Source organism: Pseudomonas sp. RP-B7, from assembly GCF_059803535.1.
On the sequence record NZ_JAPFHC010000020.1, the window covers coordinates 17,756 to 43,063 of the forward strand.

General features: G+C 60.6%; 23 protein-coding genes. 10 read left to right on the forward strand and 13 right to left on the reverse strand.

Translation table 11 applies throughout. From position 1 onward, the window contains the following. Positions 1-13: 13 nt before the first annotated feature. The gene (locus tag OPU96_RS18370; protein ID WP_498559470.1) at positions 14-604 is read right to left on the reverse strand and encodes an amino acid synthesis family protein; all 591 of its coding nucleotides are present in this window, start codon (positions 602-604) and stop codon (positions 14-16) included. 250 nt (positions 605-854) lie between these two features. Between OPU96_RS18370 and OPU96_RS18375 the strand changes: the two genes are divergently transcribed. Further along, positions 855-2,324, forward strand: a complete 1,470-nt coding sequence (locus OPU96_RS18375; protein ID WP_498559471.1) for a DUF262 domain-containing protein — start codon at positions 855-857, stop codon at positions 2,322-2,324. Further along, entirely contained in the window at positions 2,321-4,294 is a 1,974-nt protein-coding gene (locus OPU96_RS18380) for a DUF262 domain-containing protein (RefSeq protein WP_498559472.1), read from the forward strand. The genes OPU96_RS18375 and OPU96_RS18380 overlap by 4 nt, the downstream gene beginning before the upstream one ends. Positions 4,295-4,534: 240 nt before the next feature. On the opposite strand, the gene OPU96_RS18385 is transcribed toward OPU96_RS18380, so the two are convergent. Beyond that, entirely contained in the window at positions 4,535-5,494 is a 960-nt protein-coding gene (locus OPU96_RS18385; RefSeq protein WP_498559473.1) for a sugar phosphate isomerase/epimerase family protein, read from the reverse strand. Positions 5,495-5,682: 188 nt separating this feature from the next. Between OPU96_RS18385 and OPU96_RS18390 the strand changes: the two genes are divergently transcribed. Together OPU96_RS18390 and OPU96_RS18395 are read left to right on the forward strand one after the other, a co-directional pair. Further along, on the forward strand, positions 5,683-6,705 hold the full coding sequence (locus OPU96_RS18390; RefSeq protein WP_498559474.1) for a LacI family DNA-binding transcriptional regulator: 1,023 nt from the start codon (positions 5,683-5,685) through the stop codon (positions 6,703-6,705). A 104-nt stretch (positions 6,706-6,809) separates the two neighbouring features. Continuing rightward, the gene (locus OPU96_RS18395) at positions 6,810-7,586 is read left to right on the forward strand and encodes an ABC transporter substrate-binding protein (RefSeq protein ID WP_192300873.1); all 777 of its coding nucleotides are present in this window, start codon (positions 6,810-6,812) and stop codon (positions 7,584-7,586) included. 170 nt (positions 7,587-7,756) lie between these two features. On the opposite strand, the gene OPU96_RS18400 is transcribed toward OPU96_RS18395, so the two are convergent. The 4 genes from OPU96_RS18400 to OPU96_RS18415 form a co-directional block, all read right to left on the reverse strand. Next, on the reverse strand, positions 7,757-8,386 hold the full coding sequence (locus tag OPU96_RS18400) for a helix-turn-helix transcriptional regulator (protein ID WP_192300874.1): 630 nt from the start codon (positions 8,384-8,386) through the stop codon (positions 7,757-7,759). Further along, the gene (locus tag OPU96_RS18405; RefSeq protein WP_498559475.1) at positions 8,386-9,519 is read right to left on the reverse strand and encodes an NAD(P)/FAD-dependent oxidoreductase; all 1,134 of its coding nucleotides are present in this window, start codon (positions 9,517-9,519) and stop codon (positions 8,386-8,388) included. The genes OPU96_RS18400 and OPU96_RS18405 overlap by 1 nt, the downstream gene beginning before the upstream one ends. Further along, positions 9,516-10,460: an ornithine cyclodeaminase family protein gene (locus OPU96_RS18410; protein ID WP_498559476.1), complete on the reverse strand. Its 945-nt coding sequence runs from the start codon at positions 10,458-10,460 to the stop codon at positions 9,516-9,518. Before OPU96_RS18410 ends, OPU96_RS18405 begins: the two co-directional genes overlap by 4 nt. A gap of 68 nt (positions 10,461-10,528) precedes the next feature. Continuing rightward, positions 10,529-11,467 (reverse strand): LysR family transcriptional regulator, encoded by a 939-nt coding sequence (locus OPU96_RS18415; RefSeq protein ID WP_192300877.1) that lies wholly within the window; start codon positions 11,465-11,467, stop codon positions 10,529-10,531. 122 nt (positions 11,468-11,589) lie between these two features. Here OPU96_RS18415 and OPU96_RS18420 point away from each other — a divergent pair, with 122 nt between their 5' ends. From OPU96_RS18420 to OPU96_RS18430, 3 genes are all read left to right on the forward strand, one after another. Further along, entirely contained in the window at positions 11,590-13,089 is a 1,500-nt protein-coding gene (locus OPU96_RS18420) for a CoA-acylating methylmalonate-semialdehyde dehydrogenase (protein WP_498559477.1), read from the forward strand. Between the two features lie 252 nt (positions 13,090-13,341). Next, complete coding sequence (locus OPU96_RS18425; RefSeq protein WP_498559478.1) at positions 13,342-14,079, forward strand: hypothetical protein; 738 nt, start codon at positions 13,342-13,344, stop codon at positions 14,077-14,079. Between the two features lie 29 nt (positions 14,080-14,108). Continuing rightward, on the forward strand, positions 14,109-14,441 hold the full coding sequence (locus tag OPU96_RS18430; protein WP_305392428.1) for a hypothetical protein: 333 nt from the start codon (positions 14,109-14,111) through the stop codon (positions 14,439-14,441). 130 nt (positions 14,442-14,571) lie between these two features. On the opposite strand, the gene OPU96_RS18435 is transcribed toward OPU96_RS18430, so the two are convergent. From OPU96_RS18435 to xylA, 5 genes are all read right to left on the reverse strand, one after another. After that, positions 14,572-14,868: a DUF6124 family protein gene (locus OPU96_RS18435; RefSeq protein ID WP_226456003.1), complete on the reverse strand. Its 297-nt coding sequence runs from the start codon at positions 14,866-14,868 to the stop codon at positions 14,572-14,574. A 479-nt stretch (positions 14,869-15,347) separates the two neighbouring features. After that, entirely contained in the window at positions 15,348-16,484 is a 1,137-nt protein-coding gene (locus OPU96_RS18440) for a sugar ABC transporter permease (RefSeq protein WP_305392429.1), read from the reverse strand. Next, positions 16,485-18,035, reverse strand: coding sequence for a D-xylose ABC transporter ATP-binding protein (gene xylG, locus OPU96_RS18445; RefSeq protein ID WP_498559479.1), 1,551 nt, complete (start codon positions 18,033-18,035; stop codon positions 16,485-16,487). Between the two features lie 5 nt (positions 18,036-18,040). Beyond that, positions 18,041-19,033, reverse strand: a complete 993-nt coding sequence (gene xylF / locus OPU96_RS18450) for a D-xylose ABC transporter substrate-binding protein (protein ID WP_192300882.1) — start codon at positions 19,031-19,033, stop codon at positions 18,041-18,043. A gap of 189 nt (positions 19,034-19,222) precedes the next feature. Further along, on the reverse strand, positions 19,223-20,539 hold the full coding sequence (xylA, locus tag OPU96_RS18455) for a xylose isomerase (protein ID WP_498559480.1): 1,317 nt from the start codon (positions 20,537-20,539) through the stop codon (positions 19,223-19,225). A 139-nt stretch (positions 20,540-20,678) separates the two neighbouring features. Here xylA and OPU96_RS18460 point away from each other — a divergent pair, with 139 nt between their 5' ends. Next, positions 20,679-21,848 (forward strand): XylR family transcriptional regulator, encoded by a 1,170-nt coding sequence (locus tag OPU96_RS18460; RefSeq protein ID WP_305392431.1) that lies wholly within the window; start codon positions 20,679-20,681, stop codon positions 21,846-21,848. Here the strand turns inward: OPU96_RS18460 and OPU96_RS18465 are convergent. Beyond that, a complete protein-coding gene (locus tag OPU96_RS18465; RefSeq protein WP_192300885.1) occupies positions 21,845-22,558 on the reverse strand; it encodes an autoinducer binding domain-containing protein in 714 nt (237 codons plus the stop codon). The two genes, OPU96_RS18460 and OPU96_RS18465, sit on opposite strands and share 4 nt — an antisense overlap. A gap of 175 nt (positions 22,559-22,733) precedes the next feature. Here OPU96_RS18465 and OPU96_RS18470 point away from each other — a divergent pair, with 175 nt between their 5' ends. Both OPU96_RS18470 and OPU96_RS18475 read left to right on the forward strand, forming a co-directional pair. Beyond that, a complete protein-coding gene (locus tag OPU96_RS18470; RefSeq protein ID WP_305392432.1) occupies positions 22,734-23,318 on the forward strand; it encodes an acyl-homoserine-lactone synthase in 585 nt (194 codons plus the stop codon). Between the two features lie 12 nt (positions 23,319-23,330). Beyond that, complete coding sequence (locus OPU96_RS18475) at positions 23,331-24,029, forward strand: lysophospholipid acyltransferase family protein (RefSeq protein ID WP_192300886.1); 699 nt, start codon at positions 23,331-23,333, stop codon at positions 24,027-24,029. Here the strand turns inward: OPU96_RS18475 and OPU96_RS18480 are convergent. Then, on the reverse strand, positions 24,026-25,291 hold the full coding sequence (locus OPU96_RS18480) for a carbohydrate porin (RefSeq protein WP_498559481.1): 1,266 nt from the start codon (positions 25,289-25,291) through the stop codon (positions 24,026-24,028). The two genes, OPU96_RS18475 and OPU96_RS18480, sit on opposite strands and share 4 nt — an antisense overlap. Positions 25,292-25,308: the final 17 nt, after the last annotated feature.

Genomic DNA, 25,308 nt, shown 5'->3' on the forward strand with positions numbered 1-25,308 from the left:
TTATCGGCCGGGATTACTGGGCTTTTTCAGCGGCCAGTTCTTCCAGGTCGATGTAGCGGTTGCCGATACGCGGGTGCAGGCGGCCGCCGTCGGCGCAACCCAGCACGACGACGATTTCGTCTGCACGCGGCGCGTCTTCGATCTGCATTTCCAGGGTGATGTAGTGCGAGCGCAGGCCTTCGTCGTCCTTGTGCATCATCGGGATCTGGATCGAAGTGCCCGGGCCGCCGCGCTTGTTGGTAAAGCTCAGGTAGCTCTTGGCGTTGACCGCTTCACGGTAGTGGTTGCCGAAACGCAGGGTGTGGATGATCGCCGAAGCGTGCTCGATCTCGCCGTCGGCGCCCACCACGGCCGCTTTACCGTAGGCCTCGATGTTCTCGGCACCGCCGATGATGCCCACCAGGCGTTCAACCATCAGCGCACCGAGGTCGGAGCAGTTGGCGCGGATTTCCGGTTTGAGGTCCTCGACGAAACCACGGCCCAGCCACGGGTTTTTCAATACCACGGCCAGGCCGACCATTTTCACCGGGGTGTCAGAGGCTTTGCCGCCTTCGATGAAGGTTTCTTCGACGTAGCTGACGATCTTGCGGATTTCGAAACTCATGGCACGGCTCCAGTTTTTGTGATTGGGTTTGCGTATGATGGTATACCATAATACGTAAAGCGCAAGGATTTGAAACACCTTCGCGAGCAGGCGACGACTGCGAACTGATGGCACAGTGCCTTAAATTTGCTAAGGCTTTCGGTGTGGCTGCCGACTATGTGGGTAACCCCTTCTGTACTCGATGCCGGAAAAAGCAATCGAGAAGGCAATTGGCGTTGCTTGCGACGCTAGACAAAGGAAGAAATTCTGAATGAATCAGGCAGTCAAGGACGGCTATTTACTCCATGCAGCCCCCAGCGTCATGGATGGCATCGTGGTCGCCAGCACGTCGCTGGAAGCATTGCTCCAATCCCGCAAAATCCTCGCCAGCGACGCCAGCCTGGTGTTCGGTACATTGAGGTTGCCTGAGTATCAGCGGCCTTATCGCTGGGGCCCCAAACAGCTGGAGCGCTTACTGCTGGATCTGCAGGCGTTCTTTCCCAAAGCGGCAGTCGAGCAAGCGACGCCCTCCCATGACTTTTACTTGGGTAGCATCATCCTGCATCAGGTCGGCGGCAGTGATCACCGGCGCGGTCAGTTGAACATCATCGATGGGCAGCAGCGTTTGACCAGCATGGCGTTACTGCGGTTTTTGCAGTCGCGTGGTGCGGCCGCCTTTGATCTGAAGTTTTCTTCCCCGCAAAGCCAGAACCGGATTCGCCGAAACCTCGCCTGGCTGGAAGCGCAGGAGCTGCCGCATGTTGACTTCAATCGGATTAATATCAGTCTGGTCGTCACCCGTTCAGAAGATGACGCGTACCGGTTTTTTGAAACTCAGAACACCAGTGGCGTGCGCCTGGGTGGTGCGGACATTATCAAGGCTTTCCATTTACGCAGCGTGCCGCGTGCCGCTCAGGACGCCTATGCCCGGCAGTGGGAATCCTTCGGCGACCTGACCTCGCTGGTCGCGACACTGATGAAATCACGCAGTTGGCAGACGTTGAAATGGCGAAAGGTGGCCAGTGACCGCGAGCCGATTGCCGAGCGTGAACAGATCGTCGATGAGTTGGCAAAACGTACGGTTGCCGACGGTCGTGACGTGGCTTACCGCCCGGCGCAGATCAATCATGCTGGTGATGGTGAGTCCTGGCAGGCGACTCGGCCAGGCTACGGCATGCGCCAGCCGCTGAGCACAGGGGCGAATACCATCCGTTATGTGGCTTATTTTCATGAGCTGCAGGAGCGTTTGTTGATCAAGCGAGACGTGCCGGAGTTGGCTGAGTTCTATCGCTATTACGAACAACTTGCGATCAAGGCCCGTGGCAGTGTGTTCCTGCTGCGTTTGTATGACTGCGCTTTGCTGCTGTATGTGTGCCAGTTCGGTACCGCGCAATTGCTGCAAGCCAGCCTGTGGCTGTTTCGGATGACGTTTTCGGTACGCCTGACTCATCAGGTCAGCGTGCGTGAAATGGATGTGCAGCGGTTTGTGCGTGACAACCCGGTATTGGATTGGATCACCAGCAGTTTCAACCATGAGCAACTCATTCAGTACTTGCGCGATTACCAATACGAACTTGACCCTGCCGGGGTTGATACAAACACCATTAAGTCACGCTTTATTACCTCGGTCGCGGCAACGCTGCATCTACCTCTGCCTATGGATAACCCGCAGGCAATGATCACCGCGTACGATCTTCAGTTGCGCAAAGCGCTTGATTCATTGTGTGGGAGTCGTCCATGACCGCGCAGGTTCTTTCCCAGGTCCAGACAGCCGACGCACTGTGCCTGAATAACGTTGCACTGGTGATTCCCAGCTACCAGCGTCCGTATGTATGGTCGAGCGACGATGTGCTTGGGCTGTTGAATCAAATCATCAATGCTTGCATGAAAGGTGACGATCACTACTACATTGGTACGGTGTTGACCAGTCGCTTGCCAAACCGCAGCGACTCGGCGGCTGACGTCACGTACGAATTGATTGATGGTCAACAGCGCATGACTACGTTGTTGGTATTGGCACTGGCCTTCCATGCCGTTTCGCCAAGTCCGCGCTTGAAAGCGCTGGCCGTGCTGGGGGGCAAGCCGCGATTGGTTTTTGCGATTCGTGAGGAGGTCCAGGCCCGGCTCGCTGCCTGGGCAGGACTGAGTGACGACGAGCCTGTCGTCGACCTGCACGAAAAACCTTACCTGAAGCAGTTGGTCGCCGCTCACAAGACGGCAAAGGACCGCTTGCAGGAGCTGCGCAAACAACGAGGCCCCGACTGGTTGGCGGCGGTCGAGCGATTTTTGCTGAACCAGGTCAAGTGGGTGAATAACATCATGCCGGCCAGCATGGATTTGAACGGCCTGTTCGCCACCCTCAATACCAGTGGGATCCAGCTGGAGCAGACCGACATCCTGAAAGCGCGCCTGATGGACAAAATCTCCCATCACCGTGCGTGCTATGAAGGCATCTGGCAAGCTTGCGAAGACATGGACAGTTACTTCGAGCGCAGTGTGTCCCGCGTTTTCCCGGATGCCGCCTGGAAGCGCATGAGGTTTACGGACCTTGAGTGCTATTCGCGTGATGTCTTCTTCCTGGAACGTCCGTCAGAAGGTCGCGGTAACGGTCTGACGATTGCCGAAATCAGTACAAAACGCGTGTCCCGGGATGAACTTTATCCGGCCCCCGTAAAAGACATCGATGACGATGATCACGATGAGGGCAGTGTGCAATCGATCATCAGTTTCGGTGCGCTGCTGCTGCATACTTACCGCATTTACCTGCATCTGCACGGCGATGGAGAGGACATCGTTACGCCGCTCAACGAGTCGCGCCTGAACAGTTGCTTCAAGCAGTTTGTCGACGAAGCGAACGTGAACCAGGCCCGGGGATTCATCGAATGCTTGTGGCAGGTGCGTTATCAGTTTGATCTGTGGGTCGTGAAGTGGGTGCGTCTGGCCGAAGAGAAGGACAAGCACCTGCGGCTGAGCATTATCAATAGGCGCACAGTTGGCAAGGTGAGCGCCAGCCGCACCACCGAGTTGAATACACCCAACCTGGCGCAACTGCAGAGCGTGCGTTACTTCACCGGTGATCGCAGTGCCCAGTATTGGCTAACGCCGTTTCTGGGAGCGCTGGTCAACGATTCGAGCCTGGGCGGTCAACAGGTCGATACTTTGCTGGAATACATCGACAACCAATTGTCGATTGCTCCTGAAACCAGTACCCAAAAAACTGCGAGCTTTGTCTTGTTGTCAGGTAGTTGTGCATCACCTCAGCACATTACAGACAAACTCGCCTACCTCAGGGAAGCCAACGGCACAGGCTTTGAACGTTACTGGTTCCAGAAGCTGGAATACATCCTCTGGCGCGAACGCAATCAGCTCCGGTGCTTCCACAAGGAAACGCTGGAGAGCTATCGCATCGCTTCAAGAAATTCAGTTGAACACGTGCACCCTCAAAACGAGGAATACCAGAACCGTCTGGATGACCAATACCTTCATAGCTTCGGCAACCTGGTGCTGTTGAGCCCCGGCGAGAACTCCTCATACAGCAACCAGGCCGTACTGAAGAAAAAGGCTGACTTCATCGCCAAACGGCAGTACGACTCCTTGAAGCTGGCGCATATGTTCGATGTGTTGGGCGAGGGCGAAACGTGGGGGTGGGAGCAGATCGAGCGTCACCGCAAGCAGATGCTCGACCTGATCGAGGCCCACTACTTACGGTAGTGATGCCTTGCCCCGGCGGGCTCAGTACTCCCAGGTCACCGAAGCGGTCACATTGCGCAGCGCGCCGTAGTTGGTGGAACCGGCGGCCTGGTACAGCGACAGCAGGTATATCGGGTTGGTGACGTTGTTCAGGTTCAGCGATGTGCTCCAGTTTTCCGTAGGAGTTAGTTGTCATTGTGATATTCCGACTGAAACAACAGGGCGCTCAGCCACGGGCGTGGTTGAGCGCAGTGAGGGGGCTCAGATCGCCTGAGGCTTGAAATCGCTGGCCGCCACCGGCATCACCCCGTGCAGCAGCGCCACGGATTTCTCCAGGCCTTCGAGGCTGTTGAGCAGCACATCCTCGTGTTCGATGGACAGCCAGCCGTCGTAGCCGGCCATTTTCAGGCGGTAGCAGAACTGTCGCCACCACTGCTCGCCATGGCCGAAACCGAGGGTGATGTAGGACCAACTGCGTGCCGACACGTCCATCAGCGAGCCGTTTTCCAGCAGCGAATCCACCGCCTGCACCGGCGTGTTGAGCAGGGTGTCCTTGGCGTGCACGTGGTACAGCGCATCGCCCAGGGCATCGGCGGCGGCCAGTGGGTCGGCACCCATCCAGAACAGGTGCGACGGGTCGAGGTTGGCGCCGATCACCGGGCCGATGGCGTTGCGCAGCTTGAGCAGCGAGCGCACGTTGAACACGCACTGGCTGCCGTGCAATTCGAGGGCGATGCGCTCCACGCCGTGGGCCTTGGCCAGGTCGGCGATCTCGCTCCAGAACGGCAGCAGGCGCTCTTCCCATTGGTAGCGCAGAATGGTTTGCGTCTCCGGCGGCCACGAGGCTACGACCCAATTGGGCATGCGGTCGCCGGCCTGGCCTTCGGGCAGGCCGGACATGGTGCACACGGTCTTGATCCCCAGCTCACCGGCCAGGCGAATCGTGTCCTTGAGGCACTGCGCCTGCTCCGGCTGGGTCGGATGCAGCGGGTTGCCGTTGGCGTTCAGCGCGATGATTTCCAGGTTGTGCTGCTCGAAACTGCGGGTGAAATCGCGGCGGGCGGCGTTGCTGTCGAGCATGTGCTTGAGGTTCAAGTGTGGCGCGGTGGACCAGCCGCCGGTGTTCACTTCCAGGCCGGACAGGCCCATGCGTTCGGCGTGCTTGAGCACATCGCCCAAGGGCAGGTTGCCCAGGGTGTCGGTGACAAATCCCAGTTTCATAGCGCGATTCCTGACGGAGTGTTGTGGTTGTTGTGAGGCGATTATTCGCAGCGACCACGCCGTGTTCAAGGCTGAGCAAGGGCAAAGTCTGATGTGAAAACCATCAAATAAGGACGCTTAAAAAACTGCGTAAATAGAGGTTTGCGGTTTATAACGGAGGGTATTTACATCATTCAGGATGCGCCGCCATGCCTCAGCAAAGCTCCACGCAACTCTGGAAGGGCCCTACCGTGGAGCAGATCGCCAGGGTTGCCAGGGTCGGCGTCGCTACCGTGGACCGCGTACTCAATAACCGCGCCGGGGTGCGCGAAAATACCCGGCTCAAGGTGCTGGCGGCGTTGGACAAGCTCAAGCAGGACCTGGCCAACGGCACGGCCACCCTGCATATCAAACTGTTCTGTGAGTCGGGGGAAACCTTCAACGCCACGCTGGCCAGTGCGCAGGAGGAGATCAACAGTTCGACCCCCGGCGTGGTGGTGCACGGCAGCTACGTGCCGAGCAATCAGGTCGATCCTGCGGCATTGGCCGACCAGGTGCAGGCCGACGGCGCCACGGCCGACGGTGTGATAGTGGTGTGCCGCGAACACCCGGCGATCAATCGTGCCATCCGCGCCTTGTGTCGCCAGGCGATCCCCGTGGTCTGCCTGACCACCGACCTGCCCAACTCGGGGCGCAGTGCCTATGTGGGCAACGATCAATATGCGGCCGGTAGCGTCGCCGGACTGTTGATCGGCAATCGCCTGGCGCGGCAGAGGGCCAAGATCCTGCTGGTCACGAGCATGGCGTTTCGCTGCCAACAGGAGCGGGAAATGGGCTTTCGACGGGTGCTGCGCGCGGAGTTCCCGCACTTGAAAATCGATGAGCGAATGATGTCCGACGACAGCCCGCAGACCACCGCCGAGCAGTTGCTGCGCTATTTCTCCAAGCACGACTACCCGGCGGCAATCTACAACGTGGCCGGCGCCAACCGTGGTGTGGCCCAGGCCATCGGCACGATTCCCGCCGAGCAGCGCCCGGTATTCGTCGGCCACGAGTTGACCGGGCATACGCGGGCGATGCTCGAATCCGGGGTGATGGACTACGTGGTGTCCCATGATGTCGTCGGCGAACTGGCGGCGGCGGTGCGCTGGATTCGCGGTGCGCGGGAAGGGGCGCGGGCCGCTCCGGCGTTTACCCGGGTGTTGGTACACACGCGCTACAACTGCGATTGACGATGAAGACGTAAAAGTCCAGTATGGAATTATAAGTACAAAACAGTTGCAGCAGCGCTTTCTTCTCTCTTGCCAAACCAACAACAACCCGCGAGAACCTCATCATGAAGAAACTCCCCCTCATCACCGCCCTGGCCTTGGGCCTGCTTGCGTCCTGCCCGTTGATGGCAGCCGAGAAAACCCTGCGCATCGGCATTGAAGCGGCGTACCCGCCGTTTGCCTCCAAGACGGAAAAAGGCGAGATCGTCGGTTTTGACTACGACATTGGCAACGCCCTGTGCGCGCAGATGAAGGTCAAGTGTGTGTGGGTCGAAGGTGAGTTCGATGGTCTGATTCCGTCCCTCAAGGTGAAGAAAATCGACATGGCCTTGTCGTCCATGACCATCAATGAAGACCGCAAGAAGTCGGTGGACTTCACCCACAAGTACTATTTCACCTCGTCGCGGCTGGTGATGAAGGACGGCGCGGTGGTGGATGACGGCTACGCCAGCCTCAAGGGCAAGACCATCGGCGTGCAGCGTGCGACCACCACCGACCGTTATGCCACCGAGGTATTTGAACCCAAGGGCATCACCGTCAAGCGCTACAGTAATAACGAAGAAATCTACATGGACCTGGCGGCCGGTCGGCTGGATGCGATCTTTGCCGACACCATCCCGCTGAATGACTTCCTGCAGATGCCTCGGGGCAAGGGCTATGCGTTTGTCGGGCCCGAGCTGAAGGACCCGAAATACGTGGGCGAGGGCGCGGGGATCGCGGTGCGCAAGGGCAATGAGGCGTTGGTCACGCAGTTGAACGCGGCGATTGACGGGATTCGGGCGAGCGGTGAGTACCAGAAGATTTCGCAGCAGTACTTCAAGTCCGACATCTACGGCGATTGATGCCCACACAACCCGGCCCCCCCTATTGTAGTGAGCGGGCTTGCCCGCGCTGGGTGGCGCAGCCGCCCCAAATCCAGGCACCTCGGTCTTCCTGAAACACCGCGGTGGATCGTTTGGGGCGGCTGCGCCGCCCAGCGCGGGGCAAGCCCGCTCACTACGACCGAGGTGCCTCAATGGCCTTTCAATTCCTTGAGGTGTTTGTAGACCGTCGCCCGCCCCATGCCCAGCACGTTGGCCACGTAGTTCGAGGCGCTCTTGCCTTTGAACGCGCCCTCGGCATGCAGCGCCAGCACCAGTTCGCGCTTGTGGTCGCGGGTCAGCAGGTTGAGGCTCAGTTGCCGCTCGCGCATCCAGGCATGCAAAAACGTGTTGATGCGCTCTTGCCAATCATCGCGAAACAGCGAGTCCGGCTGTGGGATCAGTTTGCTCGGCGAGAGAAACAGGTCCAGCGCCGCCTTGGCGTTTTCAAACAGTGAAATATTCAGGTTGATGCACAGCACCGCCAGGCGCCGACCTGTGTGGTCGTGCAGCACGGTGCTCAGGCTGCGAATTTTCTGACCATCCCAATTGAGCTTTTCGTACGGGCCGATATTGACGTCGCTGATGTCGTCACTGAGCATGTCCTCCAGCGCCGAGTCGTCGCCAATTGCCCGTTTCGACAGGTTGTTGGCGATGTAGTCGACCTTTTGCGAGCGCAAATCGTGCAGCACTGCTTCGGCGTGGGGAAAGAACAGCGTGGCGATGGCGTCGGCCATCGCCCGGAAGTTCTGCATGATCTGTTCTTGTTCGGCGCTGTTCATCAATGGGGCTCCAGGCGTGCGGGGGAGAGCATACCAGCGTCGAGGCCGAACCGCGTCAGTGGCTCCGGCAATGGCGCCCCGCGCACCAGCGCCGCGCTGGCCTGGCCCATGGCCGGGGAGGTCTGGATGCCATACCCGCCTTGGGCGGCCACCCAGAACAGGCCGGGCACCACGGGATCGAAACCTGCAAGCAAATCGCCATCCTGCACAAAGCTGCGCAGCCCGGCCCAGGTACGCGTTGGGCGGCGAATGGTCAGGGTGGTGGCTTCTTCGATCTGGTAGATGCCCATGGCGATGTCCAGCTCTTCGGGCTGGATGTCCTGGGGTTCGACCGGGTCGGCGTTGGCCGGCGAGCCGAGGAACATGCCGGCGTCGGGTTTCATGTAGAAGGATTCGTCCAGCGCCACCAGCATCGGCCAGTGGTGGCTGTCGACGCCTTCGGGGCCGGCAAAGATGAAGGCCGAGCGGCGCTTGGGTTGCAGGCCGATAGGCGCGGCACCGGCCAGCGCACCGAGCCTGTCGGCCCAGGCACCGGCGGCGTTGATGATGACGGGCGCGCTGTAGGTGGTATCGCCGGTTTGCACCTGCCAGAGGCCGGCGGCGTCACGGCTCAAGCCGATGACGTGGCTGTCGGTGCGCACCTCGCCGCCGTTGCGGCGGATGCCACGCAGGTAGCCCTGGTGCAGCGCGTCGGTGTCGATGTCGCTGGCGGTCGGGTCGTACAGCGCGCCGTGGACTTTTTCGCGGCGCAGAATCGGCATTTTCGCGCAGGCTTCGTCGGCGCTGAGCAGTTCAACCTGTGCCACGGTGGCCTTGGCGCTCAGGTACTGGGCGTTCAATTCGGCCGCGTCGCCGATAAAGTCGACGGTGATTTCGCCCCGTGGCGTCAGCAGCGGGTGTTCGCAGAAACCCGGCGGCGGGTTGTCGAAAAACGCGCGGCTGGCCAGGGTCAACGCGCGCACTTGCGCGGTGCCATAGGCGGCAGTGTAGAGCGCCGCCGAACGCCCGGTGGAGTGATAACCCGGATGGCTTTCACGCTCCAGCACCAGCACCTTGCCGTGCGGCGACAACCAGAAACCCGTGGACGCGCCGGCAATGCCGCCGCCGATGATGATGAAATCTGCGTGGCTCATAAGTGTCTCCAGAGTGCATTGGCCAATGCGATGTCTTCCAGGCCCAGGCCGATGGAGCGGAAGAATACGTGACGGTCGTAGGACGGGCGCGGTACGTGTTCGCTGAGCAGTTCGGGCAGGTCGCCGACGATGTGGCGTTTGTCCCAGCCGTGCTGTTCGGCGGCGATGAGCATTTCCCCGGCCGAGCCTGGGGTGGTCTGGCGATAGTCGCAAAATACCTGCATGCCGTTCAGGGATTCGGGTGGTACTTCGTGGGCGCGCGGGGCGTTGGTGCTGATGGAGGTGATCAACGCCGGCTTGCCCAGGCGGCTTGGATCGATCACCGGCCCGGCGGATGAGGTGCACAGCAGGATCACGTCGGCGTCGTCCACAGCCGCATCGCACGTAGGCGCGATGGTCAGCCGTGGGTCCAGGCTGTTGAGGTGGGCGATGGCCTGCGGTGCAGCTGCGCCCAGGCTTGGCGAAAATACGCGGATGCTTTGCCAGTCCCGGAGGTTTTTCACGTAATGCAGATGCGCCTGGGCCACCTTGCCACTGCCGATAATCGCCAGGCGCCGTGCCGACAGAGGCGCCAACGCCTCCACCGCCAACGCGGTCGTTGCGGCCGTGCGGGCGGTGGTCAACTCGGCGGCATCGCACAGCAGCAGGGGTTGGCCGGTGTGCATCGACATCAACAGCGTCCACGCCGTCACCAGCGGCCCCTGTTCACGCACGATATACGGTGAGGTCTTGACGCCATAAACGCCTTCCTCGGCCAGCACGCCCAGGTAGTTGATGAAGTCGCCGGCACCCTGTGGAAATTCGACCAACTGTTGCGCCGGCTGCACCGCCTGCCCGGCGGCCAGGTCGCGGAACAGCTTGTGCAGGATCTGCGGTACATCGACTTGGGCGAGCAGCTCGCGGGCCTGGGTTTGGTTGATCACTTGAGGCGTGCTGGGCATGGGATGCTCCGTGACTAAACTAATTTGTCCATTATGGACTATTGGTTCTATCCGGCAAGCGCTAAACCTCAGCCTGTGAACCTGAATCCGCCCGACAGTTTGTCCTTCAAATACCCGACCAACACACTCACCGACTTCGGCACATGGGGCGAATACGGCCGGATCAGGTAAATCTCATCGGCAAACGCGCCCTTGAGCGTCCAGTCCTTGAGCACCTGCACCAACTTGCCGCTGGCCAGCGCGGCATGCGCGCTGAAATCCGGGAGCAGGGCGATGCCCAGGTGATTGAGGGCCGAGTCTCGCAGGGCTTCGCTGTTATTGGTGGCGAAACTGCCGGAGATCGGCACCGTGAGGCGTTCGAGGTGTTTTGTGCCGCGCTCGAAGGTCCAGGCGGGCTGGTCGGTGCCGCGTGGGTAGAACAGGCAGTTATGCGCGGACAACTCGCCCGGCTCGCGGGGTTCACCGTGGCGTTGCAGGTAGTCTTGGGTCGCGACCAACACCGAAGTGGTGTCGCACAGCTTCCACGCCACATGGGTTTCCGGCACCTGGAAACCATGGCGCACCGCCAGGTCGTAGCCTTCGGCAGCGAGTGAACTCAGGGCGTCGGATACGTCCAGCTGGATACGCACCTGCGGGTACTGCTGCAAAAAGTCCGACAGATGCGGCACCAGTTGCTGACGAGCGAAGGCCACCGGCGCGGTCAGGCGCACCAGCCCGCGAATCTCTCCGACCGAGTCGCGCACCGACGAGAAGCTGCGTGCGATTTGTGCGTAGGCGCTGCGTACTTCTCGGGTCAGCGACAACCCCGCGTCTGTCAGGCGCACGCTGCGTGTCGTGCGGGTGACCAGGCGGGTGCCGGTGGCTTTTTCCAGGTCGGAAATGCGCTGGCTCACAGCGGACTTGCTCACACCCAGGCGGGCGGCGGCGGCAGTGTAGGTGCCGTGCTCTTCCAGTACTGACAGCCAGTGGATATGGGTCCACAGCCCTTCGATCTCAGCCTTTTCCATGATGGGATAGTTCGCGTATGTGGACAATAAGTTCAGGATTCTGCTCTGGTTAGGAACAAAGCGAAAGCCTATCGTGTGTCTGACTTACTGACCTGCATGCTACCCACCTGGGATCTACTGCCATGACAACTACAATCGAGCACTACATCAACGACCAGCGCGTGTCCCGCGATGATCGTTATCAGGACGTCTTCAACCCAGCGACCGGTGAAAAGACCGGCCGCGTCGCCCTGGCCAGCCGCCAGACCGTGGCCGAAGCCGTCGCCGCTGCCCAGGCCGCCTTCGCCGGTTGGGCCGACACCCCGCCGATCCGCCGCGCCCGCGTGCTGTTCGAGTACCTGCACCTGCTGCGTGAACGCAAGGACGACCTGGCGCGCATCATCGTTGCCGAACACGGCAAGGTGTTCACCGACGCCCAGGGCGAAGTGGACCGTGGTATCGACATTCTGGAGTTCGCCTGCGGTATTCCGAACCTGCTCAAGGGCGAGTATTCCGACCAGGTTTCCCGTGGCATGGACAACTGGACCATGCGCCAGCCGCTGGGCGTTGTAGCGGGCGTGACGCCGTTCAACTTCCCGGTGATGGTGCCGATGTGGATGTACCCGATTGCCATCGCGGCGGGTAACACCTTCATTCTCAAGCCAAGCCCGACCGATCCAAGCGCTTCGCTGTTCATGGCCGAACTGCTGCGTGAAGCCGGCCTGCCCAAGGGCGTGTTCAACGTGGTGCAGGGTGACAAGGAATCGGTGGATGCGCTGATCGAACACCCGGACGTCAAGGCCGTGAGTTTTGTCGGTTCCACGCCGATTGCCCAATACATCTACGAAACCGGCGCCCGCCACGGCAAGCGCGTGCAAGGCCTGGGCGGGGCGAAAAACCACATGGTGGTGATGCCCGACGCCGATATCGAAAAAACTGTGGATGCCTTGATGGGCGCGGCCTACGGCAGTGCCGGCGAACGCTGCATGGCGATCTCCGTGGCAGTGTTGGTGGGCGATGTGGGTGACAAAGTCATCGCCGCGCTGACCGAGCGCGCCAAGCAACTGCGCATCACCGACGGCCGCGACCTGAAAGCCGAGATGGGCCCGATCGTGTCCCGTGCTGCCCTGGAACGCATCAGCGGCTATATCGAGCAAGGCGTGCAGGCCGGCGCACAACTGCTGCTCGACGGACGCGACTACGTGCCGACCGAGGCGGGCCTGGAAAACGGCTTCTGGCTCGGCGCGACCTTGTTTGACCACGTGACCAAAGAGATGAGCATCTACCGCGAAGAAATCTTCGGCCCGGTGCTGGCCTGCGTGCGCGTGAGCGACTTCGGCGAAGCGGTGAAACTGGTCAACGAACACGAATTTGGCAACGGCGTGAGCTGCTTTACCCGCGACGGCAACATCGCCCGCGAGTTTGCCCGGCGCATTGAAGTGGGCATGGTCGGCATCAACGTGCCGATCCCGGTGCCGATGGCGTGGCATGGTTTTGGCGGCTGGAAGAAAAGCCTGTTTGGCGACATGCATGCCTACGGCACTGAGGGTGTGCGGTTCTACACCAAGCAGAAGTCGATCATGCAGCGCTGGTCGGAGAGCATCGAGCAAGGCGCCGAATTCGCCATGCCGGTCTCCAAATAACTTCAGGTTGTAGAAGATCCAATGTAGGAGCGGGCTTGTGTGGGAGCGGGCTTGCTCGCGAATACGGTGTGTCAGTCGAAATATAGTTGACTGACAGTCCACATTCGCGAGCAAGCCCGCTCCCACATTTTTTTGCCCATCTCCAGCAGATGCCCCAGCGCCAGGAGCGAGGCGCTTGCCCTACTTGAAGGAACTTGGCACGCTCACCCAGCGAGCGAACACAGTTAAGTCAATCAATAGGGAAATGCCACGTTGAGCTGGGTAAAATTCGGAGTATTGCTGGCCTTGCCGGGCGCGCTGCTGTCAGTCCTGAGCATGTACATGGTGCTCAAGGACGACAACAAACTCGAGGCCGATCTTTCCTACCAATACGACAGTGCGCCACGTCTCTTCACCGAGCGCTTGGACACGGTTAAGGAACACCTCGATTACACGCGCCTGTATGACGACATCAAGCAAGCCGGCAACGGTGCCCTCAGCCACGAACAGATCAACAAGATCGTTGACCTGAGCCAGGCCCCCTATCAGGCCTTGTTCGCCGCTCCGTTCGAAAGGGGGCCCGACAACTACCCCGTCAGGCTGTTGATCACCCTCAGGAACACCGGCAGCAAGGTGATCAAGGAAGTGCACATCAAGCTACCTGAGAAAGGTATCGTTCAGATCCGCGACGAATCACGTATCGATACCCTCAAACCGGATTTGCTGAGCAGCGTGGAGATTCCGGCGATTGTGCAAAACGGCGTCTACCGGATCTGGATTTATTTTCAGGGTGATCTGAAAACGCTCATGGAGAAAGACGTGCACATCGGCTACAGCGATGGCGTGGCACAGGTTCGTGTGTTTGAGGAGGTCATTGGCCTCGACGCGTATATGGCCCGATATGGGGTTTTCTGGTTGTCTATGTTGACGCTGGTTTACGCGTTGCTGGTCGCCCTCTACATGCTGGTTTCAACTTATAAAGAAGATGAAACCAGCCCGGCGTCACGATAAATGACTATCCCCGTCCACTGGAGAATGCGTTGAAAGCAATCATGGGTATCGCCTTGTTGGGCTCGTTGCTGGCGGGCTGTGCGCCGTCTCACTCGGCATGGACGGGCGTCAGGAACGCGTTTGTCGGCACGCGCTTCGATGCCCACCTCTATGACGACTGCAGCCGCGGCTGTGGCGACTCCTATTGGTCCCCGGTCAACAAGAACAAAGTCTATGACCAGGTTGTGAAGGAGGGCGATGGCCAGCGCTACTTCGTGACCTGGATCCGCGACTGTCGATACTCTGTGCTCGTATCGGGTGAGGGCGTTATCCAGTCGTGGCGCTATGAGAATGAAAACCGTAGCAGCTGTTACATTTTTTGATCGTTCCCCAAATAACCAAAGCCTGTACGCGGTCACACTGTGGGAGCGGGCTTGCCCGCGATGAGGGAATGTCAGTTAGCCTGTTTGGCACTGATAGACCGCTATCGCAGGCAAGCCAGCTCCCACATGTTTAAACGAGTTTCAGGCAGTTGATGGAGCGATCCACCGTGGTGCGGGCAATCTCCAGCAGGTGCCACACCGCCAGAATCTTCGCCCGTTCGGGGCTCTCCAACTGCTCACCACAATCCAGCGCCGTCGCCGAAGCACTGTCCAGCAAACTGGCGGTGTAGAGCAGGGCGTCTTCGAAACTCAGGTCTTCGTTGACCGAGTGGAAGCCTTGGGCTGGCAGGTAATGGTCGATGGCGCGGTTGAAGGCGGCGCGGTCTTTTGCCGGGTCGATAGGTGGATCGGGTAGGGCTTTGTTCATGGTGTAACTCCTATTGGGCAATGGAGCTACCGTCAACGCTGCTAAACGTGGGTGGTAGCTGTACGCGGGTTAGCAGACCGGTCAATAGGAAAACCAGCGCACCCGAAAGTGCCCCGCGCACAGCCACCATAAACGCAGATGTGAACCGTGTGCCTATTGAAGTCAGGCTGCTAAACCCGGTCACTGAATTGGCAGTGACGGACCGCAGATTAGCCACCGATTCCAGCAGGCACAAGGCGGCGGGGATTGTCTCGGAAACGTCCCGCAATTTAAAGCGACACGACTTGCTGGCCCTTTACGAACCATGACAAAACTCCAGCAACCCCAGCGCCCTAATGCTGAAATGCAGTCAAAAATGTGGGAGCGGGCTTGCTCGCGAATGCGGTGGATCAGCCAATGAATGAGTTGACTGAACCACCGCATTCGCGAGCAAGCCCGCTCCCACAAGGGTTCTAGGGTGTTTTGGAGAATGGGGGAACTTACCGTCGCCCAGCCCGCGTACTCACATCCACCCAAACCGCCAACACCAGAATGCTGCCCTTCACGATCATCTGCCAGTAACTGTCCACGTCCAGCATCGACATGCCGTTGTCCAGGCTGGTAATCACCAACGCCCCCAGCAACGCGCCATACACCGTGCCCGAGCCGCCGCGCATCGAAGTGCCGCCGATAAAGCACGCGGCAATGGCGTCCAGTTCGCCCATGTTGCCTGCTGACGGTGAGCCGGCAGCCAGCCGCGCAGTGTTGACCAGACCGGCGAGCGCGCACATCACGCCCATGATCCCGAAGATCCACAATTTCACCGCCTGCACATTGATGCCCGACAGCCGCGTGGCCTCCATATTGCTGCCCACCGCATACACCCGGCGGCCGAACACGGTCTGGCTGGTGACATAGCTGAACACGCCGAGCAGCACCATCAACAGCAGCACCGGCACCGGAATGCCGTCATAGCTGTTGAGGGTGGTGACGAATCCGGCGAGCACTGCGCCGATCACTGCCACACGCACCAGGTCACGCACCATCGAGTGCGCCGTCAACCCATGCAATGCGCGATTGCGGCGCTGTTTCCAGGTCAGGAACAGCGTCAACGCAAACAACAGCACCCCAAGCCCAACACCCACCGCATGCGGCAAATACCCCTGGCCTATGTACACCAGCGACGGCGACACCGGCGCGATGGTGGTGCCGCCGGTGATCCCCAGCAGAATCCCGCGAAACGCGAGCATCCCGCCCAACCCGACGATAAACGACGGGATGCGCAGATAGGCCGTCATGTAGCCGTTGGCCAAGCCAATCATCAGCCCGCACAACGCCACCAGACTCAGGTTGGCCAGCAATGGCACGTGATACACCACGTCGAGGATCGCCGCCAAGCCACCGAGCAACCCCAGCAACGAGCCTACCGACAAGTCGATCTCGCCGCTGATGATCACCAGCACCATGCCGCACGCCAGAATCCCGGTGATCGCCATCTGCCGCAACAGGTTGGACAGGTTGCGCGGCGTGAGAAACCCGCCCTCGGTCTGCCAGCTGAAAAACACCCAGATCACCGCCACGGCGATGACCAGGGCAAGCATTTTGTAGCGAGTAAACAGCTGTTTGACCTGGTTCATCTACGCGGTCTTCCGATCATTATTATTGTTGTTGTGGCTGAGCGCTGCGGCGAGTACCTGTTCCTGGGTGAGCCCGTCGTTGACGAAGTCGCCGCGCAGTTGGCCGTCGCCGATCACCAGCACGCGGTCGGACACTCCCAGCACCTCGGCCAGTTCCGACGAGACCATGATGATCGCCACCCCTTCGGCTGCCAGCGCGCCCATCAGTTTGTAGATCTCATACTTGGCGCCCACGTCCACGCCGCGTGTGGGCTCGTCGAGGATCAGCACCCGCGGCTTGGCCATCAGCATTTTCGCCAGCACAGCCTTTTGCTGGTTGCCGCCGGACAGGCTGGTGATCGGCAGGAACGGGCTCGCGGTCTTGAGGTGCATGCGCGCGATCTGCCGGTCGATGCTACCCAGTTCGGCTTCGGTATCGATGCGCGTCAGCTTGGCATAGGTGTCGAGCACGGCCAGGGTGATGTTCTGGCCCACGCCGAAGTCGGGGATGATGCCTTGGCGCTTGCGGTCTTCTGGCACCATGCACAGCCCGGCGCGGATCGATTTGAGCGGTGTGCGGGTGTCGATCCGCTGGCCGTCCAGCCACACCTCACAGCTGTAGCGTCCGGGGTAGGCGCCGAACAGGGCCGACACCAACTCGGTACGCCCGGCGCCAACCAGCCCGGCGATGCCGAGGATTTCGCCGCGCTTGAGCGCAAAGGAAATGTCGTCGACGCGTTTGCGCCTGGGGTTGTCGACGTCGTAGCAGGTGACGTTGCGCGCCTCGAAAACCACCTCGCCGACTGTGTGGGGTTGCGTGGGGTAGAGGTTGCTCATCTCGCGGCCGACCATCTGCGTGATGATCGTGGCGATGTCCATGTCGGCCATGGCGGTGGTCGCGATGTGCTTGCCGTCGCGGATCACCGCGATGGTGTCGCACACTGCCGCCACTTCATCGAGCTTGTGGGAGATGTATACGCAGGCCACGCCCTTGGCTTTCAGGTCGCGGATGATGTCCAGCAACACCTCGATTTCCGAGCGCGTCAGGGCCGAGGAGGGCTCGTCAAGGATCAACAGGCGCGCGCGTTTATTGAGGGCCTTCGCGATTTCCACCAGCTGCTGGTAGCCGCCGCCGTACTGCGACACCGGCAGCGACACGTTCATGTCCGGCACCTTGAGCTCGCGCATCAGGGCTTCGGCGCGGTGGATCATCGCCGGGTAGTTCATGCGCCCGCCGGGCAGGGTCAGCTCGTGGCCCATGAAGATGTTCTCGGCCACCGACAGGTCGGGCACCAGGGTCAGTTCCTGGTGGATGATCACGATGCCGGCGGCCTCGGTTTCGCTGATGGATTGGGCCTTGAGCGGTTGCCCGTGCCAGAGGATTTCACCGTCCCAGGTGCCGTGGGGGTAGACCGCCGACAGCACCTTCATCAAGGTGGATTTACCGGCACCGTTCTCGCCGCACAGGCCGATGCATTCCCCCGGCCGCACCTTGAGGTCGATGCCGTTGAGGGCGTTGACACCGCCAAAGCGTTTGACGATGCCGTTCATTTGCAGCAGGTAGTCGGCCATGGCGGTCACTGCCCGGCAATCTGCTCTTTGGTGTAGAACCCGTCTTTCTCCAACAGGTCGATATTGGCCTTGGTCAGCGGGGTCGGGGTCAGCAGGATGGTGTCGACCTTTTTGCTGCCGTTGTCGTATTGCGAGCCGTAGGCCGGTTTTTCATTGCGCGCCAACTGCACTGAAAGCTTGGCCGCTTCGGTGGCGATCAGCTTGAGCGGTTTGTACACGGTCATGGTCTGGGTGCCGTCGATCACGCGCTTGACGGCGGCGAGGTCGGCGTCCTGGCCGGAGATCGGCACCTTGCCCGCGAGTTGCTGCGCGGCCAGGGCCTGGATCGCGCCACCGGCGGTGGCGTCGTTGGAGGCGACGATGGCGTCGATCTTGTTGTCGTTGCGGGTCAGCGCGTTCTCAACGATGCTCAGGGCCTCGGTGGGGTTCCATTCCTTGACCCACTGTTGGCCCACCACCTTGATGTCGCCCTTGTCGATGGCCGGTTGCAGCACCTTCATCTGGCCTTCGCGCAGCACCTTGGCGTTGTTGTCGGTGGGCGCGCCGCCGAGCAGGAAGTAGTTGCCCTTGGGCGCCGCTTGCAACACGCCACTGGCCTGCATCTCGCCGACTTTTTCGTTATCGAAGGAGATGTAGGCGTCGATGTCGGCGTTGAGGATCAGGCGGTCATAAGACACCACCTTGATCCCGGCCTTCTTGGCTTCGGCCACGGCGTTGGTGAGGACGGTGGCGTTGAACGGCACAATGACGATCACGTCGACGCCCCGGGAGATCAGGTTTTCGATCTGGGAAATCTGCTTTTGCTCGTTGGCGTCGGCCGATTGCACGAAGACCTTGGCGTCGAGTTTTTCGGCGGCGGCGACGAAGTAGTCACGGTCGCGTGACCAGCGTTCCAGGCGCAGGTCGTCGATGGAAAAACCGATTTTCGGGTGGGCTGGGTCGGCCATGACGGGCAGGGCGAGCAGGGCCAGGGCGGTGGCGATAAGTGTGCGTTTCATGGGTGTGCGTCCTTTTATTGTTGTTGGAAAGACTCAGGTGAAACGGGTTTTTGTAGTGAGCGGGCTTGCCCCGCGCCGGGTGGCGAAGCCGCCCCAAATCCAGACGCCTCGGTCTTTCTGATACACCGTGGCGCCTGGGTTTAGGGCGGCTTCGCCACCCGGCGCAGGGCAAGCCCGCTCACAACGCGTTCAGCGGTAGATAAAGCGGTTGACGATGCCTTCGAGCATTTCCTGGCGGCCGCTTACCGCCTGCGGGTTCAACTCATTGGCAAACGCATGCTCGGCCAGCGACGCCAGGCTGAATTCACCCGCCAGCACCGCCTGGCCCAACGGTTGCTGCCAACCGGCGTAACGCTGGTCCTTGAACTGTTGCAGCCGATCGTTCTGCACCATCGCCGCTGCGCGTTCCAGCGCCAGGGCCAACACATCCATGGCCGCCACATGCCCGTGGAACAGGTCCACTTCGTCCAGGCTCTGGCGGCGCACCTTGGAGTCGAAGTTATAGCCGCCATTCTTGAAACCGCCAGCCTTGAGGATTTCATAGGTGGCGAGGGTCATTTCCTCGACGCTGTTGGGGAATTGGTCGGTGTCCCAGCCGTTCTGTGGGTCACCGCGGTTGGCGTCGATGCTGCCGAAAATCCCCAGGGACACGGCGGTGGCAATTTCGTGATGAAAACTGTGCCCGGCCAATGTCGCGTGGTTGGCTTCGATGTTCACCTTGATCTCATGTTCCAGGCCGTATTCATGCAGGAAGCCGAACACCGTGGCGCTGTCGTAATCGTATTGGTGCTTGGTCGGCTCCTGGGGCTTGGGCTCGATCAGCAGGTCGCCCTTGAAGCCGATCTTGTGCTTGTGCTCCACCACCATGCGCATAAAGCGCCCGAGCTGTTCGCGTTCGCGCTTGAGGTCGGTATTGAGCAGGGTTTCGTAGCCTTCGCGGCCGCCCCACAGCACATAGTTGGCCCCGTTGAGCCGGTGCGTGGCGTTCATCGCGCTGAACACCTGGGCGGCCGCCACGGCAAACACCTCGGGGTCTGGATTGCTCGCGGCGCCGGCGGCAAAGCGCGGGTTGCTGAAGCAGTTGGCGGTGCCCCACAGCAGTTTGATGCCGGTCTGTTCCTGATGCCGCTCCAGGTGATCGACCATCTGTGCGAAGTGGTGGCGGTACTCCTTCAACGAGTGGCCTTCGGGGGCGACATCCGTGTCGTGAAAGCTGTAGTAATCGATGCCCAGCTTGGAGAAAAACTCAAACGCCGCCTCGGCCTTGCCGATGGCCACGGCCATTGGCTCGCCGCTGCGCTGCCACGGGCGCTGGAAGGTGCCCACGCCAAACATGTCCTCCCCCGGCCAGACAAAGGTGTGCCAATAACAGGCGGCCATGCGCAGGTGTTCACGCATGGGTTTGCCGAGGATCAGTTTGTTTGCGTCGTAGTGGCGAAAGGCGAGGGGAGCGTCGCTGTTTGGGCCTTCGAAGCGAACCTTCTCGACACCTGGGAAGTACGGCATGGCGTTTTCCTTATTATTCTTGGCGGTGTCTCGATACTAGCAACGGTGTTGGGGCTGGCGATTATGAAAATCACCAAGGGATGGTGCGATTTTGAGTGGTGGGGTCTAGTCTGTCCCGACCGGCCCCAGGACAAAAACAATGAAAACCCTACCGCCCGTGCACCGCATTGCCTTGCTGTTCAACGGCAGCAAAATCTACGACCGTGGCATCATCGCCGGCATCGGCAATTACCTGAGCAGCACCCGCGCCTCCTGGGACTTGTTCCTTGAAGAGGACTTTCTGTGCCGCCTCAAGGGCATCGAACGCTGGCAGGGCGATGGGATCATTGCCGACTTCGACGATCCGCTGATTGGCGAGGCGCTGGCCGGGAGCCGACTGCCGGTGGTGGCGGTGGGTGGTTCCTATGAGGATGCGCGGGCGTATCCGAAGGGCATTCCCTACGTGGCCACCGATAACCACGGCTTGATGAAGCTGGCCTATGAGCACTTGATCGAAGCGGGCCTGACGCGCTTTGCCTGTTTCAGCCTGCCCGAGGCCCAGGCCAATCGCTGGGCCCAGGAGCGGGAAAAAGCCTTTCGCCGCCTGATGCAGCGCGACGGCCTGCCCGTCGAGATCTATCGCGGCCTGGGCACCAGCGCACCGCTGTGGGACAGCGCCGTAGAGCAGCAGATCGCCTGGCTGCAGGGCTTGCCCAAACCCATCGGCATCATCGCCGTCACCGATGCCCGTGCGCGGCAGTTGTTGCAAGCCTGTCTGACCGCCGGGATTGCCGTGCCGGAGGAGGTCGCGCTGATCGGCATCGACAACGACCCACTGACCCGCACGCTCACGCGGGTGCCGCTGAGTTCGGTGATTCAGGGCACCGAAACCATGGGCCGCACGGCGGCGGCGCTGTTGCACCAGATGCTGCATGGCAAGCCGTGCAAGGCCGAGCAGATCCTGGTGCCGCCGGAGGCGATCAATGTGCAAGCCTCCAGCCTGCATCAACCCTTGGGCAACCCGTATGTGATGCAGGCGCTGCTGTTTATCCGCCAGTACGCCTGCCAGGGCATCAAGACCGCCCAGGTGGCAGCGTATGTGGGGGTATCGCGTTCATCCCTCGAGGCGCACTTTCGCCGCGAACGCGGGTGCAGCGTGCATGACGAGATCCTGCGTTTCAAGCTGGCGGCGGCCGCCAAAGGCCTGGAAAACCGTGGCCTGGCGATTGCCGACATTGCGCAGCGTTGCGGCTTCAAGTCGGCGCAGTACCTGCACACGGTCTTTCGTCGTGAGTTTGGTTGCACGCCAGGAGAGTATCGCCAGGGTTAAAAAAGCAGCCCCAGCAAGGCCGCCTTGACGGCCGCCTCGGCCTTGTTGCTGGCCTGGAGTTTGCGCATGGCGTTGACCAGATGAAACTTCACCGTACGGATGTCGATGGTCAGGATCATGCTGATCTCGAAATAGGTCTTGCCCAGTGCCGTCCAGCGCAAGGTTTCTTTCTCGCGCACGGTCAGGGGGCGGTCGATTTCAGGCAGGTATTTGTCAGAGAAAAAGCGTGTCATGGACTCGTGCGCCAACTGCGTCAGCCAGATCAGCTTGTTTTCGACGCTCTCCAGCTCCAGCGCAGAAATATATTCACTGGAGCGTGAAACCGAGAGCAGGCCAATCGCGTTGGGCCCCCGCTGGGAAGACAGGCACCAGCCGTGGTTCAGCTGGTAGTGCCGCGCTTCCTCCCAGAAGGCCAATTGTTTGTGCTGTTGCGCGGCGGACCAATGCAGGGGGATGGAACGGGTCAGGCCATGTTCGACGGTAGGGTCCTGGACGAAGTAGTTCTCGCTGACGTACTTGCTTTCCCAGGCGCTCGGGTAGTTCGACAGCAGGACATAGTGCGGTGCGCCCAACGGCAGCGGAATTCTTAGACCGTAGGAGCAGAATTCAAAGCCCAAGCCGGACGTAATGGCATGCAATTTATTGAATAGTTCATGTTCGGTCGTGCAGCCCGACACTGCCTCGACTAACGTTTCGCGCCAGTCATTCACCAAGAGTTCCTTCCATGCTCGACGCCCGTCATAGCTGGGCGGAGTCGAATTATACAGGCTGTTCCAGGCGGCGGATGCATAGTTTATGGGGGTAGTCCACCTGCCCATTCGGGCAGCTACTCACAAAATCAACGGTTTGCTGTACTCGGCCAATAATATTGGTTGGGTGGTTGGCATGCTTACGGCAGTAACAGGGACAGTGGGTGAACTATTGCCAGGCATGGCGAGTGCCCTGGCGAAGTATCGGTATGAGGTATTTGTCAAAGCCCTGGGCTGGCCCTTGCCGTGCGAAGAGGGGCGTGAGCTGGATGCGTTTGATCGCCCGGATACCGTCTACGTTCTGGCCTGTGACCGTGATCGCGAGATCTTCGGTTGCGCCCGCCTGCTGCCCACCAATGGCCCGTACCTGCTGGGTGAAGTGTTCCCGCACTTGATGGGGGAAAGCCCGCCGCCGTTCTCGGCGGATATTTGGGAGCTGTCACGCTTTGCCATCAGCCAGCCCAAGGGGCAGGTGTTGAGCGCCGAGCAAGCGTGGCAGAACACGGTAAAGCTGGTTCGCGAAGTGATTGATGTGGCACGCTCCAAGGGCGCTTTTCGCCTGATTGCGTTCAGCGCGGTGGGCAACGAGCGCCTGCTCAAGCGGATGGGCGTTACCACGCGCCGGATCTCGGCGCCGCACCTCATCGACAACCAACGCATCGTGCCATTCTGGATCGACATCGACGACACCACCACCCGCGCCTTGTGCCTCGCGGCCTGAAGCGGGTTATTTATGATTGCGTTGGCCAGAGCCTTGTTGGTGCTGTTGTTGATCGTGTCGAGCTTTCCGTTTTTATGCCTCTACATGCTGATCAACCCGTCGAAGAACCGAAACCTGTACGTGGCCTGCCGAGTCTACGCGCTGATCAATCGCATCTGTGCGGTGCGTGTCGAGGTGCACGGCTTTGACCGCGTGCCCACCACCCAACCCTATATTTATGTGGCCAACCACCAATGCAACCATGACGCGCTGATCGTGGCGCAAGCGCTCAACCCCGGTACGGTGATTGTGGCCAAGCACTCACTCAAATGGTTGCCGCTGCTAGGGCAGTTGTATTGGTTGACCGGCAGCCTGTTCATCGATCGAAGCAGCCCACGGGCGTCTATCGAGGGGTTGCGCAAGCTGGCCAGGCGGGTGGTGGCCGACAACACGTCGCTGTGGATCTTCCCGGAAGGCACGCGCACCCATGGCGAAAAGATGCTCGCGTTCAAGAGCGGTGCCTTTCGGCTGGCCAAGGAGATGGGGGTGGGGATCGTCCCGGTGACGATCAGCCCGGCGGTGAACCATATCGCTTACAACGCCTTGCGCAGGACGCAGGTCAGCATCGTCGCCCATCCGCCCATCGAGGCGGATGAGGTCGCGGCGATGAGCGCCAAGCAACTGGCGAACTACGCACGCGAGATTATCAACAACGCGCTGCCGGTGGCTTAGAAGGTCGCCTTGACCTGCAAACCCAGGACCAACGCGTCGTCGATCTTGTCCCCGGAAAACGCCCCCGGTTCGATGATGTATTGCACATCCGGACGCAAGGTCAGCCACGGCGTGGCCTGGTAGCCGTAGCTCAGTTCGATCAACTGCTCGGCGTTGTTCAGGTTGGGGTAATCGGTACCGGCGTTGAACGCCGCCAGTTCCTGCACCTCACGGCTGCGCGGGTTCGGCACGGCACGCCCGTAACCGAGGGCGAGGGTGTCACGCGGGCGGCCTTCGAACGGTTTGTACAACACCACGCCCGCGCCATACCACTTGCTGAACGGTGAGGCCGCTTCACTGGCCGCCGAGTATTGGCCAAAGGCATGCAGCACGCGACCGGCGGATGTATCCGAGGCCCACACGGCCTGGTCGATCAGCAGGTAGTGCCCGCTGCGTCCACTCACTTCCTTGGTGCTGCCGATGCGTTTGACGTCGGAGCTGTCGTAGTAATAACCCACCTTGTATTCGCCCGGCAGGGTGCCCGCGTGCTTGTAGATCAGCTCGATGGGCACCACGGTGCCGGTGGTGTGCTTGGGCGTCAGATGCCAGGCGCGGCTGGAGTTGCCGTTGCTTTGCGGGTCGACGTTGAATGCCGCCACGCGCAGTTGCCAGTTTGGCGAGAGGTCGTATTTGACCCGTGCACCGAGGCGCGCATTCGGGTAGTTGGTCCAGCCGCTGCCGCCGGACATGTTCAGCGGGTGCCCGCAGAAACCGGCGTTCATGAAGTTGCACAGAACGCCGCTGTCGAGGCCGCCGAGGTCGTTGCCCATGGCCATGTAGCCAAGCTTGACGTTCAGCGCCGGGGTGAACAGCGTGCGCTCATAGCTCAACTCGGTGAGGCGGGTGTAGAGGCCGCCGTAGTTTTCCTGGATCGGCAGGCGGTTGCCCACCAGGTCTTCGGAGGCGCTGTTGCCGCGTCGGTCGTTGATGGTCAGCTGGATGCGGTCGCCGTTGTTGAAACCGTAGAGCTTGCCCAGGTCGAACTGCACGCCGAGCTTGAGGTTCTGCGAGTAGCGCGCCGAGCGGTGCATGCCGCCGTGGGCGTTGTAGGCGGTCTCGCCGCTGTAGTCGCCGGTGAAGCGGATGCCTTGTGCGTCGAGCTCGCGGCGCAGGCCGCCCCAGTCGCCGGTCAGGGTGCTGTTATCGGCTTGTACGGGCAAGGCTGCGCCCAGGGCCAGGCCGAGCAGCAGGCGCCCCAGGGACGTGTGAGAAGTGAGGGTCATGCGGGTTCTTCCAGACA

What these genes read in the sequence shown, in the direction of transcription:
- OPU96_RS18370 (WP_498559470.1), bottom strand. Translation starts at nt 604, where the DNA reads ATGAGTTTCGAAATCCGCAAGATCGTCAGCTACGTCGAAGAAACCTTC.
- OPU96_RS18375 (WP_498559471.1), top strand. Translation starts at nt 855, where the DNA reads ATGAATCAGGCAGTCAAGGACGGCTATTTACTCCATGCAGCCCCCAGC.
- OPU96_RS18380 (WP_498559472.1), top strand. Translation starts at nt 2,321, where the DNA reads ATGACCGCGCAGGTTCTTTCCCAGGTCCAGACAGCCGACGCACTGTGC.
- OPU96_RS18385 (WP_498559473.1), bottom strand. Translation starts at nt 5,494, where the DNA reads ATGAAACTGGGATTTGTCACCGACACCCTGGGCAACCTGCCCTTGGGC.
- OPU96_RS18390 (WP_498559474.1), top strand. Translation starts at nt 5,683, where the DNA reads ATGCCTCAGCAAAGCTCCACGCAACTCTGGAAGGGCCCTACCGTGGAG.
- OPU96_RS18395 (WP_192300873.1), top strand. Translation starts at nt 6,810, where the DNA reads ATGAAGAAACTCCCCCTCATCACCGCCCTGGCCTTGGGCCTGCTTGCG.
- OPU96_RS18400 (WP_192300874.1), bottom strand. Translation starts at nt 8,386, where the DNA reads ATGAACAGCGCCGAACAAGAACAGATCATGCAGAACTTCCGGGCGATG.
- OPU96_RS18405 (WP_498559475.1), bottom strand. Translation starts at nt 9,519, where the DNA reads ATGAGCCACGCAGATTTCATCATCATCGGCGGCGGCATTGCCGGCGCG.
- OPU96_RS18410 (WP_498559476.1), bottom strand. Translation starts at nt 10,460, where the DNA reads ATGCCCAGCACGCCTCAAGTGATCAACCAAACCCAGGCCCGCGAGCTG.
- OPU96_RS18415 (WP_192300877.1), bottom strand. Translation starts at nt 11,467, where the DNA reads ATGGAAAAGGCTGAGATCGAAGGGCTGTGGACCCATATCCACTGGCTG.
- OPU96_RS18420 (WP_498559477.1), top strand. Translation starts at nt 11,590, where the DNA reads ATGACAACTACAATCGAGCACTACATCAACGACCAGCGCGTGTCCCGC.
- OPU96_RS18435 (WP_226456003.1), bottom strand. Translation starts at nt 14,868, where the DNA reads ATGAACAAAGCCCTACCCGATCCACCTATCGACCCGGCAAAAGACCGC.
- OPU96_RS18440 (WP_305392429.1), bottom strand. Translation starts at nt 16,484, where the DNA reads ATGAACCAGGTCAAACAGCTGTTTACTCGCTACAAAATGCTTGCCCTG.
- xylG (WP_498559479.1), bottom strand. Translation starts at nt 18,035, where the DNA reads ATGGCCGACTACCTGCTGCAAATGAACGGCATCGTCAAACGCTTTGGC.
- xylF (WP_192300882.1), bottom strand. Translation starts at nt 19,033, where the DNA reads ATGAAACGCACACTTATCGCCACCGCCCTGGCCCTGCTCGCCCTGCCC.
- xylA (WP_498559480.1), bottom strand. Translation starts at nt 20,539, where the DNA reads ATGCCGTACTTCCCAGGTGTCGAGAAGGTTCGCTTCGAAGGCCCAAAC.
- OPU96_RS18460 (WP_305392431.1), top strand. Translation starts at nt 20,679, where the DNA reads ATGAAAACCCTACCGCCCGTGCACCGCATTGCCTTGCTGTTCAACGGC.
- OPU96_RS18470 (WP_305392432.1), top strand. Translation starts at nt 22,734, where the DNA reads ATGCTTACGGCAGTAACAGGGACAGTGGGTGAACTATTGCCAGGCATG.
- OPU96_RS18475 (WP_192300886.1), top strand. Translation starts at nt 23,331, where the DNA reads ATGATTGCGTTGGCCAGAGCCTTGTTGGTGCTGTTGTTGATCGTGTCG.
- OPU96_RS18480 (WP_498559481.1), bottom strand. Translation starts at nt 25,291, where the DNA reads ATGACCCTCACTTCTCACACGTCCCTGGGGCGCCTGCTGCTCGGCCTG.